Here is a 12,336-nt window from a genome sequence, read left to right as displayed (position 1 = left end):
CTCAGCCCGGGTTCGGCGTTTCCGAAACCGGGGTGAGCGCCTTGCCGGTGTCGAACCAGGCGCGGAGATTGTCGACGACCAGCTTCCCCATCGCCTCGCGCGTGTGCTGCGAGGCCGAACCGATATGCGGCAGCAACACCGTGTTGGGCAGTGCGCGCAGGCTGTCGGGGACGTTGGGCTCGTCGGCATAGACGTCGAGGCCGGCCGTCAGAATCGTCCCGTCCTGCAACGCCGCGATCAGCGCGTCCTGATCGACCACGCTGCCACGCGCGACGTTGATGAAGATACCGTCCGGGCCGAGCGCGGTCAGAACGGCGGCATCGACCAGATGCTGCGTCCCCTGACCGCCGGGCACGATCGCGATCAGCACGTCGCAGGCGGCGGCGAGCGCGACCGGCGTCGCATGATAGTCATAGCCGATGTCCGACTGCCGCGAGCGGCCGTGATAGGCGACCGCGACGCCGAACGCCTCGAGCCGCCGCGCCACTGCGTTGCCGATCGCGCCGAGCCCGAGGATGCCGATCCGCCGTCCGCGCAATGTCGGCGACAGCGGAAAGGGGCCTTGCGCCCATGCGCCGGTGCGGACGTGGCGATCGGCCTGCGGGATGCGGCGCAACGTCGCGAGCAGCAGGCCGAGCGTCAGGTCGGCGACCTCCTCGTCGAGCACGCCGGGCGTGTTGGTGACGACGATCCCGCGCTCAGCAGCGGCGTTCGCATCGATGCCGTCATAGCCGACGCCGAAATTCGCGACGATCTCGAGCGCGGGCAACCGGTCGAACCAGTCGCTGCCGATCCGCCCCGCCAGCGAACTCGCCGCGAGACCGCGTATGCGGGGCGCGACGGTCGCCAGGAAGGCATCGGGGTCGGCATGGTCGCGCAACTGGTGGACGACGAATCGCTCGCTCAACGCCGCGGCGACGCTTGGAAGCATGGGCGCGGGTATCAGTATCTCTGGTCGGGTCATGCCGTGGCTTTAGGCGTTACCCGGCGCGGCGGCATCCCCTTTTGCAGCGCCGACCGTTCAGCCGGGGATGCCCCAATTGGCTTCCTCGTTGGCCGCCGCCGCGGTCTTGACGAGATGTTCGACATAGTTCTGGAAGATCGGGACGGTGAACGTCACCAGCGTCGGCTCGCCCTTGGGCTCCTTGAACGTCAGGATGACGAACCGCTGGCCGTCTTCGTCGAGCACGAGGCCCGCTTCCATCGCGCCGGGGCCGCTGGGGGTGATGATGGTCGCTGCCATGTGTCTCGCCTTTACGAAATGTCCGTGGTTATCGCCGAGCGCCTTAGCGACGCTTGCCGCCAAGCAGAAGGATCACACGCGGTAGCGCGCTTCGAGCAGGTCCAGTTCGCGCATCATCTTCTGCGCGGTGGCGCTGCCGATCCGCCGGTCGCGGACCCGCTCGACGACCGAGGCGCGTTCGGCCTTGATCCCCGCCAGCCTGAACGTCCGCTCGAGCTGGTCCTGGAGCCGCGCCTCGGCGGAGGCCTTGGCCGAACCGGTGCGGCTCTCGATCCGCTCGCGGTACAGGTCCATCACCCGGGTCCCCGCCGCGGAATAGAAGTCGGCGTTGCCGTCACGCTCGGCCAGGTCGTGCTGCGCAACCTCGATCGCGCCGATCGCCGCCTCGGCCGCCGCAACCCGGGCGGCATCCTCCTCGGCCTGCAATGATGGCTCGGGCGGCATGGTCAGGCCGTTGAGCAAAATTGGCAAGGCGATGCTGGCGACGGCGAGCGACACGATGATGACCCCGGCGGCGAGAAAGATCGCGAGATCGCGCGCCGGAAACGCGGTGCCGTCGGTCATCGTCAGCGGGATCGTCAGGACACCGGCCAGCGTGATCGCGCCGCGCACGCCGGCCAGCGACATCGCCGCCACCAGCCGCCAGTCGGGGCTGTATTCGGGCTTCTCCGAGCCGCGATGACGCCGCCGCAGCAGCGTCAGTCGCAGCGAAACCCACACCCAGCCGAACCGCAGCGTCGCCAGTCCCGCGACGATCGCCAGCACGTACAGGCCGAGCCACCACGTGCCGTGATGCCCGGTCAGCAGCACCGTCGCCTTGGCGCCGGCGAGGATCGCGGGAAGCTGTTCGCCCAGCAGCACGAAGATGATGCCGTTGAGCGCGAACTGGATCGTGTCCCACACCGAGTTCCGGCGCATCCGGGTGGCGGCCAGCGCTTGCCGCGAGATCTCCGCGAAGGTCATCGTCACGCCCGCCGACACCGCCGCGAGGATCCCCGAGGCGTGCAGGTGCTCGGCCATCAGATAGGACCCGAACGGGATCAGCAGGCTGACCAGGATCTGCGACCCGGGTTCTTCGCCGAACCGTCGCGATACCCACGCCTTCGCGCGCGTCGCGGCGAGCGTGACGAGGACGCCGACCGCCAGGCCGATCCCCGCGACCCAGACGAAATTCGTCGCCGCCGCGGACGCGGAGAACGTACCCGTCAGCGCCGCGGCGATCGCGAAGCGCAGGCACACCAGCCCCGACGCGTCGTTCAGCAGCGATTCGCCTTCGAGGATATGCATCATCCGCTTGGGGATCGGCACGCGCGCGGCGATTGCCGAGACCGCGATCGGATCGGTCGGGGACACCACGGCCGCCAGCGCGAACGCGACCGCCAGCGGCATCGCCGGGATCATCCAGTGGATGAAGAACCCCATCCCGACCACCGTCAGCAGGACCAGCCCGAGCGCGAGTTCGACGACCGTCGACAGATCCTTGAGCAGCTCGTCCTTCGGGATTCGCCAGCCATCGAGAAACAGCAGCGGCGGCAGGAACAGCAACAGGAACAGCTCGGGATCGAGCTCTACGCGATACGAGGTCGACAGCCCGATGACCGCGCCGAGCAGGATCTGCACCAGCGGGGTCGGCACCGACACCGGCACCATGCGCGACACCGCGCCGCTCATCACCACGGCAAGCAACAGGAACAGGACGATCGATACGGCTTCCAAACGGCACTCCCAGCGTTGGCTCACGCGTCAGTACCGGGCGCGGTCGGGGTAGAACAACCCCGCACGGACCGAAGCTGCCGGCAAACTGGGCAGGAACGCGTAGCCTTCGATGCGGCGTTAGGGCACAACTTCGCAATCCAGCACCCGCTGGCCGCACGCTTTGGGATCGGGACGACGCATGGGCCACAGCGAGGCAGAGACAGGTTCGGGCAGGGCAGGGCCGCTCGCCGGCGTCGTGGTCATCGAATTCGATGCGATCGGGCCGGTACCCTTCGCCGCGATGATGCTCGGCGACATGGGGGCGGAGATCGTCCGCATCGTCCGGCCGGGTCGTACGTACAGCGCCAGCGCGGATGGGCCGGCCTTGGGGCGGGGACGGCGGACCGTGGAACTCGACCTCAAGACGCACGCGGGTCGCGCCGATGCGCTGGCGCTCGTCGCGACCGCCGATGCGCTGCTGGAGGGGACGCGGCCGGGCGTGATGGAACGGCTCGGGCTTGGCCCCGTGGACTGCCATGCTGCCAATCCGGCGCTGGTCTACGGCCGGATGACCGGCTGGGGGCAGACCGGACCGCTGGCGCAGGAGGCAGGGCACGACATCAATTATCTCGCGCTGACCGGCGCGCTGCACGCGATCGGTCCGGCGGAGCGTCCGATACCGCCGCTCAATCTGGTCGGCGATTATGGCGGCGGGGCGATGATGCTCGCGCTCGGCGTCGTCGCGGGCGTGCTGTCCGCACGCGGCGGGGGGCCGGGCCGGGTGGTCGATGCGGCGATGACCGACGGCGCCGCGTTGCTGTCGAGCCTGTTCTACACGCTCGGCGCAGTGGGGCAGTGGGATGACCGGCGCGCGGCCAACCTGCTCGACGGCGGCGCGCCCTTCTACCGTTGTTACGCATGCGCGGACGGCAAGCATGTCGCGGTCGGCGCGATCGAGCCACAATTCTTCGCCGCCTTGCTCGCCGGGCTGGACGTCGCGGACTGGCGCACGGTGCAGCACGATCGCGCCCGCTGGCCCGACATGACGGCGGCGTTCGAAGCCGCGTTCGCCACGCGTCCGCGCGATGCCTGGGCGGACCATTTCGCGGGCACCGATGCCTGCGTCACCCCCGTCCTCGATCTCGCCGAGGCACCACACCACCCGCACAACGTCGCGCGTGGGACCTTTATCGATGGCTACCCGGCGCCAGCGCCGCGCTTCGCCGCTGTGGTCTCGAACGAGCGCTAGATCATCGCGGCCTGGTCACGGTGTGCCGACCAGCGCCTGTCGGATCGGCTCGGCCCAGCGGTCGTGATCGATATCGTAGACGATGAAATCGCTGTCGAACTGCCAATAGGCCCAGGGGAAACCGTGCGCTTCGGCGGCCTTGCGGACGATTGTGGCATAGCGCGCGCGATCGGCGATCGGCGTGCCGCTCTTGTCGTAGGCGCCGAACTCGCCGAGCAACACCGGTCGCGCGTGTGCCTTGCTCCACGCCGCGACGGTGTCGATGTCGGCGCGGATTCGGGTCTCGTCGGCGGGCGTCAGCGGAATGCCATGCAGATCGCGATTATCGGACCACGCGGCACCCTGGTGGGTGAACCGGAACGGCTCGTAATAATGGAACGTGACCAGGATATTGCGATCGTTCGCCGGCAGCGTCAGCGTGTCGAGCTTGCCCAGATTGTTCCAGTTGGTCGGCCCGATGACGAGCGTACGATCCGGGTTGCTGGCGCGCACGACCGGGATGATCTGCGCGAGCAGCGCGTTCCAGCGATCGGCATCGAGCTTGCCGTGCGGTTCGTTCAACAGCTCGAACAGCACGGTCCGCGGCGCGGTCCGATAGCGGTCGCCGATCTGCTGCCAGAACGCCTTGAGCTTCGGCGCGCAGGCATCGGGGGCGTCCGAGCACAGGTTGAAGTCGTGCTCGTCGATGATGACCGAAAGCCCGGCATCGGTGGCCTGCTTCACCACGCGGTCGAGCGTCGTGAGCCAGCGCGGATCGAGTCTGTTGGCGGCGTCCATATGACTGAAGGCTTGCAGGACCAGCCGGATGAAATCGAAGCCGCCTTTGCGGATGACCGTGAAATGACGCGGCTGAAAGCGTGCGCGCGACGGGTCCTTCCACAGGGGATCATAGCCGAGCACGTTGACTCCGCGGTGCAGCCGGGCTGCGGTTGCGAACGCGTCCCCAGGAGGGGGCGCGCGCGACGCGCCCGATGCGTCTGCCGTGCCCGCCATGCTCGCCAACAGCGCCGCCGCCATCGCAGCCAACGGTTTCCACCTGATCATTGCGCTCTCCCGATCCGCCTGCGACTCAGCGCGCCGACGTCGGTGCGGGGCGGTCTGGCGATCGGTATCACACAGGAGCCCGCCGAGGCTGTCAACGCACTGTCGTCGCGCGTTTGCAGCCGCTATCGTCCCGGACGATGTCGTTCGTCCACCCCCCCGCAACCGATCGCTTCGTCACGGGTCACGCCGCTACCGCTCGCCGAGTCGCGGAGCGGCCTGCCGTCGATGCCGCCGCGTTCGCCAGCGAGGTGGTGACGGCGTTCCAACCCGTCGTCCTGCGCGGACAGGTGCGCCATTGGCAGGCGGTCGCGGCCGGGCGTGGCGGCGACCGCGCGATGGCGGAGTATCTCGCCGCGTTCGGCGCCCCCGGCGGCAAGCCGCTCGACGTGATGATCGCGCCGCCCGAGGTCGAGGGTCGCTTCTTCTACGCCGACGAGACGCTGACGCGCTTCAACTTCCACCGCCAGCAGGTCCCGATCGGTGCGCTGGTGGCGGAGCTTTTGCGCTACGCCGAGAACGACGCGGCGCGACCGCACACGCTGTACGCCAACGCGGCGACCGCGCCCGAGCATCTGCCCGGCTGGGAAGGCGCCAATCCGCTCGATCTCGGCATCGATGCGCCCGCGCGGCTGTGGATCGGCAACGCGACGCGGATCGCGACGCATTACGACACGTCGATCAATATCGCATGCGTGGTGGCGGGGCGGCGCCGCTTCACGCTGTTCCCGCCCGACCAATTGCCCAACCTCTATGTCGGGCCGCTCGATCATACCATGGCCGGCCCGCCGTCGAGCATGGTCGACCCCGACGCTCCCGATCTGACGCGCTACCCGCGGTTCGCCGATGCGCTCACGCACGCGCAGGTCGCCGAACTCGAACCCGGCGACGCGATCTTCATTCCGCCGATCTGGTGGCATCACGTCCGTGCGTTCGGCCGGCTCAACGTGCTGGTCAATTACTGGTGGGAGCATCGCTCGGGCGCTGCGTTCCTTGCGCTGGTCCATGCGATCGGTGCCATCCGCGATCTGCCGGTCGCGGAAAAACAGGCGTGGCACAGCTGGTACGAGCATCTCGTCTTCGCACCGGAGGCCGCGCAGGCTGCCGACCATCTACCGCCGTCCGCGCGCGGCATTCTCGGACCGGACAGCACGGACCGCACCGGCAGGATCCGTCAGTTCCTGATCAATATGCTGCAACGGCCGTAGTGCCCGCAAGTCAGGACCGGTTGAGGCTCTGTCGCAAGGCTGCGCGCATCTGTTCCAGCCCGTCGCGATCCGCCTCACCGAGCACGCCCCTGACGTGGTGCGGCAAATGCGCGGCGGGATCACCCTCGGTACGGAACACGAGATGGTCGAACATGGTCCGCCACACCCGCCGCTGGTCCTCCGGCAGCGTGCGCAGCGAGAACAGCGCGAGCAGCAGCGCGTCATAGGGGTTCGCCATGCCCTGGGGTGCAGGATCCCACCAGTAATTGCACAGCATGTTGACCGGCGCGAGCGATGCGACCGCGTGCCACCAGTGGAATGGGATATACAGCGCGTCGCCCGGTTCGAGTGTCGCTTCCCAGGCGTTGTCCATCGCTTGGGCGAACCGCGGATAGCGCTCCAGGTCGGGCGAGTCCGGGTCGACCATGCTGACCGGCGTACCGGCGGGCGTCAGTTCGTACGGACCCATGTACAGGTTCGCGACCTGATCGGGCGGGAAGAGCGTGAAGCGGCGGCGACCGGCGATGACGACCGCGATGTTCTCCATCAGATCGTAATGCGTCGCCACCCGGATCGCGTTGCCGAGCCAGAGCCGCGGCACGACCTGCGTATCGACCAGGTCGATGCCCTGCGCCTCGGCAAAGCCCGGCAGCAGGTCGGGGGCGGGGATCGACTGCACCGCCATCGCGTACGGTTGCGGCACCGTGCGATCGCGCAACAGCCGGTCGAGGAACGGATCGAGCGGTGAGCGTCCGCGCGTGAAGTTGAGTGCGGTCATGTCAGGCTGGTAGAAGAAACGCCCTTCGATTTCGGGCGGCCCGACGATCGCGCCGACCGGCTCGGCATGGCTGAAGGTCTTGAGATAATCGACCAGCGCCTCGTCGGAGGTCCGCGCGGCGCGGACCGCGGGCCAGTCGGCGGCCAGACCGCGCAGGACAACAGGCTGCGCGGCGGGGCGGACCTCGGCGTCGAAGCGCACGCGGTCGATCCCGTGAAGCTCGGCGATCGGGGAAGGGGTGGCGAGACCCGTCACGCGTGGGCAAGCTCCGTGGTGCGCCAAGGTGCCGCTCGCTCATAAGTCTGCATCACAGCGGCGAGCCCCCGCCGCCGACATCGAAGGGCGACTCCGCGGTAAACGCAAAGAACGGAACGTCGTCGGACGAGGTCGGGGCAGGGGCGGAAGCAGGCGCCGAGGAGGACGGTGCAGCCTGCGCGGCGAGCGGGGACAGCGCGGTTCGCCGCAGGAACTCGCCGTGGGTCGGCAGGCGCTGCGCGGTGTCGAGATATCCGCGCCGCATCTGCTCGAGCGCGCTCGCGACCTTCTGCTCGTCGAGCGCATCGGCGGCAGGTTCCCAGCCTTCGGGCGTGATCCCCTGGCCGAGACAGACCGCGACCCAGCTCGGGTTGCTGAACAGGTCATAGCCTTCGCGGAACAGCCGCCCCTTGCCGGCGAACAGGTCGATCTTGCGTTGCAGACTCTCGGGCACGTCCATCGTCCGCACCTGGTTCCAGAACGGCGAATCGTCGCGGCGCGTCGCCTTGTAGTGCAGGACGATGAAATCGCGGATGTCTTCGTACAGATCGTGCATCTGCCGGTTGAACTCGTCGCGTTCGACCGGATCGAAGCGCTTGTCGGGAAACAGCGCGATCAACCGCTGGATCCCGGCCTGGACCAGATGGATGCTGGTCGATTCGAGCGGTTCGATGAACCCGCTGGACAGGCCGAGCGCCACCACGTTGCGGTTCCAGCAGTCGCGGCGGCGGCCGGCGGTGAACTGCAACCGTCGCGGCTCGGCGAGCTGTTCGCCTTCGAGGCTCGCGAGCAGCTGCGCTTCGGCCTCGTCGTCGCCGAGATATTTGCTGCAATAGACCAGGCCATTGCCCATCCGGTGCTGCAACGGGATGCGCCATCGCCAGCCCGCCTTGTGCGCGGTCGAGCGCGTGAACGCATCGGGCTCGCCGGGGTTGGGCAACGCGCAGGGGACTGCAACCGCACGGTCGCACGGCAGCCACTGCGCATAGCTCTCATAGCCGGTGTGCAACGTTTCCTCGATCAACAGGCCCCGGAAGCCCGAACAGTCGATGAACAGGTCGCCCTTGATCCGGCGCCCGTCTTCGAGCGTGACCGCAGCGACATAGCCGTCCGCGGGGCGCTGGTTCACTTCGGCGATCTTGCCTTCGATCCGGACGATGCCCGCGCGCTCGGCATAGTCGCGCAGATATCGCGCGTAGAGCGATGCATCGAAATGGAACGCGTAGAACAGCTCGCGCACGGGTGATCGCGCGTCGCCGGTCGCGCGCCCGAATTTGCCGTTCGCGGCGGCCATCGCGCTCATCGACCAGACCGAAATGTCGTCGATCGGTCGCCTTGCCTTCTCGCGCAGCCAGAGCTGGTGGAAATGGACGCCTTGCAGGTCGTGGCCGTAATTGCCGAACGGGTGGAAATAGCGTTCGCCGAGCGCGCCCCAGTCGACGAACTCGATCCCGAGCTTGAACGTGCCCGACGTCGCCGCCAGGAACGCGTTCTCGTCGAGCCCGAGCATCTGGTTGAAATTGATCAGCGGCGGGATCGTCGCCTCGCCGACCCCGACCGTGCCGATCTCCTCGGATTCGACCAGCGTGATCTCGGTATAGCCGTTGTTGAGAAACCGCGCGAAGGCCGCCGCGGCCATCCAGCCGGCGGTGCCGCCGCCGACGATGACGACGCGTCGGATCGAATGCTCGTTCATGACAGGAGATGTCTCGTCTGGGCCGCACGATACGCGGCGTGGGTGGGAATATGCGGCAAGGCGGCGGCAATCTCGGTGGTCAGTCGTGCCATCGCGGTCTGCGCAGCGGCGGCTGGTACCGCCGCGACGAGCGGATCGATCCGTCGTGGCAGGACGCCCTGACCGATCAGGACGGCAGCCCAGCTATCGCGCGCGAACGTTTCCTCCTCGTAAAAAGGAAGCCGGCCACGCTCGGTGAACTGCGCGAGCGTGTGCGAAAGGCTGGCGGGTGGCACGGCAGCGGCGACCGCCTGCCACAGCGGATCGTCACGCTGCGCAACATGATAGTGCAACGCCAGGAAGTCGCGGACGCGTTCGGCCTCGGCCAGCGTCTGGCGGTTGAACTCCGCCGCTTCGCCAGGAGTCGAGACCCGGCCCGGGAGCATCGCGATCAACCGGTCGATCGCGCTGAGCGCGAGGTGGAGGTTGCACCATTCGAGCGGTTCGACTTCGGTCGCGGCGTCACCGATCGCGATGCAATTGCCCAGCCACGGGTGCGGCCTCGTTCCCGGACGAACCCGGATCGGCTCGCCGGGCGCCGTGCCTGCGGCATTGCGCAACACGCGCGCGGCCTTGGCGTCGCTGATCTCCCCCGACGCATAGGCAAAGCCGCTTTGCGCGCCGCTGCTCCAGCGCCAGCCCGCGGGATGCGCGACCGCCGTGGTGAGCACCAGCGGTTCCGCGCTACCCTCGGCGAGCAGGACGCGGTCGCACGGCAGCCAGGCGCTCCAGTCGTCCCTGACGTCGTCGAGTGCGCCGCGCAATGTGGCGTCGGGGCCGGTCGCGTCGACGAACAGGTCGGCGACGATGCGTGATCCGCCCGCAAGCGCCACTGCGGCGATCCCGTCGCCGGTATCGCGAACGACGTCGGCTATCTCGCCGACGATCTCGCGCACGCCGACATGCAGCGCGAAGGCCCGCATCATCGTCCGGTACCGCGGAAGGTCGAGCGTCAGCCCATATTCGTGATCCGCAAACGGCGTCTCGGGCATCGGCGGCGCGAACCGCCCGGCGCGCGCGAGCGCTGCGGCGGGCGAATGGCTGTCGAATGGTGCCGCGCGCGCGCCCTCGAGCACCGACCGGACCCAGTGGAGATGGAACGCGGTCGGACCCAGCGATCGGCCATAACGGCCATAGGCATGGACATAGTCGGGCAACCCCGTCGCCCAGCCGCTGAACAGCGTCCCCAGGCGATAACCGCTCGCGGTCCGGGCGATGCCGTCGGCGGCACCGATGCCGAGATCGTCGTGGAATCCGAGCAGAGACGGCAGCGTGCACGCGATCCGGTCCACCAGCGCCTCGCGTGACGGCGTGCAGCGCAGGATAGTCACGTCGAGGAACGGCGCGCGGCGTTTTAGCGCGGCGGCCGCGCACCACGCAGTGATACCGCCGCCCGCGACCAGGACGCTCCGGAGCCGCTCCCCGGGCATCAGGCCGCCTGCGCCATCGCGCAATAGCGTTCGATGAAGCTGCGGTGGTCCGGGCGGCGCGCGACATCGCTGGCGATCTCGCTCCGCAGTGCGTCGAGGCTACGCGCCAGCGCGTCCGACGCGACCGGATCGGCGCGCGGGTCCCAGCCGTCCGGAACGATCCCCTGGCCGAGATACACCGCCACCCAGCTCGGATCGAGAAAGACGCCCTCGCGGTACTTCACGATCCGCGCGCGCGTGCGCCACAAGTCGAGCTTTTCCGACAGCGTGTCGGGGATCGGCATCGTCCGGACATAGTCCCAGAACGGCGAATCGCTGCGCGTCGTGGCGTGGTAGTGGAGGATCAGGAAATCGCGGATCCGATCATATTCGAGGTCGATCACGCGGTTGAACTCGTCGCGGTCGGTCGCGGCGATGCGGGGTTCGGGGAACAGTTCGATCAACGTCGTGATCGCCTGCTGAACCAGATAGATGCTGGTTGATTCGAGCGGTTCGAGAAACCCGCTCGCAAGCCCGATCGCGACGCAATTGCCGACCCAACTGCGGCGACGGCGTCCGGCCTTGAACCGCAGCACGCGTGGCGCGGCCAGCGCCTCCCCCTCGACCGCGTCTTCGAGTGCGCGGCGCGCATCGTCGTCGGCGACGAAGCCGCTGGCATAGACATAGCCGTTGCCCGTGCGGTGCTGCAGCGGGATCCGCCAGCGCCAGCCCGCGGGCATCGCGATCGCACTCGTATACGGCGTGACCGCGGTGCGCGTGCGGCACGGCATTGCCACCGCACGGTCGGTCGGCAGCCAGTGCGACCAGTCGACGAACGGCTCCGCCATCGCCTCGCCGAGCAACAGCGCGCGGAACCCCGAGCAGTCGACGAACAGGTCGCCTTCGATCCGCTCACCGGTGTCCAGCACGATCGCGGCGATGTCGCCATTGTCTCCGTCACGCTCCACCCGGACGACGACCCCCTCAGTCCGGCGGGCGCCCATGCCCTCGGCAATTTCGCGGAGATAGGGTGCGAAGAGCAGCGCATCGAACTGATAGGCATAGCCGAACGTACCCGCGAGTCGGTTCGGATCGGTCTCGGGACGATCGAACTTGCCGGCGCGTGCCAGCGCACACGCATAGGACACAGTATCAAGCGAAGGCAGAGGCGCGCCTTCGCGCAGCAAGCGCGCCCAGTAATGCTGGAAATCCACCCCGCCGGTGCCGCGACCGAAGGTACCGAACGGATGGATGTAGCTGTCGCCGAGGCGGTTCCAGTCGCGAAACTCGATACCTAGTTTGAAGGTTGCCCGGGTGCGCGCCATGAAGTCGGCCTCGTCGATGCCGAGCCGCTCGTTGAACGCGCGGATATGCGGCAACGTGGCCTCGCCGACGCCGACCACGCCGATCGCCTCGGACTCGATCAGGTGCACCGAACACTGGCCCGGCAGCAGGCGCGATAGCGCTGCCGCGGTCATCCACCCGGCCGTGCCGCCACCAACCACAACCACGCGTGTTTTTGGTTTTGCCATGACCGGCACTCGATACCCTCCCGACGCGCCTTATGGTGGCGCTCTCACAAGATGCTCCCTCATTCGACCCGTTGCGTCAACCGCGGATGGATTGTTGTGACGGCGTTGCCGGATTGTCACATTCTAAGTATTTACCGTTTGATTTCCGCACTATGTTACCGCAAACACGCACTGCACGCCGAGGCCCGGGA

The 12,336-nt window shown here is 68.0% G+C and carries 10 protein-coding genes; 2 read left to right on the top strand and 8 right to left on the bottom strand.

All coding sequences use genetic code 11. The annotated features are described in order from the left end of the window. Nucleotide 1: 1 nt before the first annotated feature. From ASF09_RS16035 to ASF09_RS16025, 3 genes are all read right to left on the bottom strand, one after another. A complete protein-coding gene (locus ASF09_RS16035) occupies nt 2-931 on the bottom strand; it encodes a 2-hydroxyacid dehydrogenase (protein ID WP_235529857.1) in 930 nt (309 codons plus the stop codon). Nucleotides 932-1,021: 90 nt separating this feature from the next. Next, on the bottom strand, nt 1,022-1,243 hold the full coding sequence (locus tag ASF09_RS16030; RefSeq protein ID WP_060527133.1) for a hypothetical protein: 222 nt from the start codon (nt 1,241-1,243) through the stop codon (nt 1,022-1,024). 72 nt (nt 1,244-1,315) lie between these two features. Continuing rightward, nucleotides 1,316-2,959, bottom strand: coding sequence for a Na+/H+ antiporter (locus ASF09_RS16025; protein WP_183129065.1), 1,644 nt, complete (start codon nt 2,957-2,959; stop codon nt 1,316-1,318). A 178-nt stretch (nt 2,960-3,137) separates the two neighbouring features. On the opposite strand from ASF09_RS16025, the gene ASF09_RS16020 reads away from it, so the two are divergent. Further along, nucleotides 3,138-4,187, top strand: coding sequence for a CaiB/BaiF CoA transferase family protein (locus tag ASF09_RS16020; RefSeq protein WP_060527132.1), 1,050 nt, complete (start codon nt 3,138-3,140; stop codon nt 4,185-4,187). 15 nt (nt 4,188-4,202) lie between these two features. On the opposite strand, the gene ASF09_RS16015 is transcribed toward ASF09_RS16020, so the two are convergent. Continuing rightward, on the bottom strand, nt 4,203-5,231 hold the full coding sequence (locus ASF09_RS16015; RefSeq protein ID WP_235529856.1) for a glycoside hydrolase family 5 protein: 1,029 nt from the start codon (nt 5,229-5,231) through the stop codon (nt 4,203-4,205). Between the two features lie 137 nt (nt 5,232-5,368). Between ASF09_RS16015 and ASF09_RS16010 the strand changes: the two genes are divergently transcribed. Then, complete coding sequence (locus ASF09_RS16010; protein WP_060527131.1) at nt 5,369-6,436, top strand: cupin-like domain-containing protein; 1,068 nt, start codon at nt 5,369-5,371, stop codon at nt 6,434-6,436. A gap of 10 nt (nt 6,437-6,446) precedes the next feature. Here the strand turns inward: ASF09_RS16010 and ASF09_RS16005 are convergent, their stop codons facing one another. Genes ASF09_RS16005 through ASF09_RS15990 form a run of 4 tightly spaced genes read right to left on the bottom strand, consistent with a single transcriptional unit; the run spans nt 6,447 to nt 12,145 of the window. Next, nucleotides 6,447-7,469, bottom strand: a complete 1,023-nt coding sequence (locus ASF09_RS16005) for a cupin-like domain-containing protein (protein WP_060527130.1) — start codon at nt 7,467-7,469, stop codon at nt 6,447-6,449. A gap of 52 nt (nt 7,470-7,521) precedes the next feature. After that, a complete protein-coding gene (locus ASF09_RS16000) occupies nt 7,522-9,165 on the bottom strand; it encodes a tryptophan halogenase family protein (RefSeq protein ID WP_060527129.1) in 1,644 nt (547 codons plus the stop codon). Further along, a complete protein-coding gene (locus ASF09_RS15995) occupies nt 9,162-10,634 on the bottom strand; it encodes a tryptophan 7-halogenase (protein ID WP_235529855.1) in 1,473 nt (490 codons plus the stop codon). The genes ASF09_RS16000 and ASF09_RS15995 overlap by 4 nt, the downstream gene beginning before the upstream one ends. Further along, complete coding sequence (locus tag ASF09_RS15990; protein ID WP_060527127.1) at nt 10,634-12,145, bottom strand: tryptophan halogenase family protein; 1,512 nt, start codon at nt 12,143-12,145, stop codon at nt 10,634-10,636. The genes ASF09_RS15995 and ASF09_RS15990 overlap by 1 nt, the downstream gene beginning before the upstream one ends. Between the last annotated feature and the right edge of the window lie 191 nt (nt 12,146-12,336).

Origin of the sequence: Sphingomonas sp. Leaf242 (assembly GCF_001422045.1) — a bacterium.
GTDB lineage: Bacteria > Pseudomonadota > Alphaproteobacteria > Sphingomonadales > Sphingomonadaceae > Sphingomonas.
This window is presented reverse-complemented; position numbering and strand designations above follow the sequence as displayed.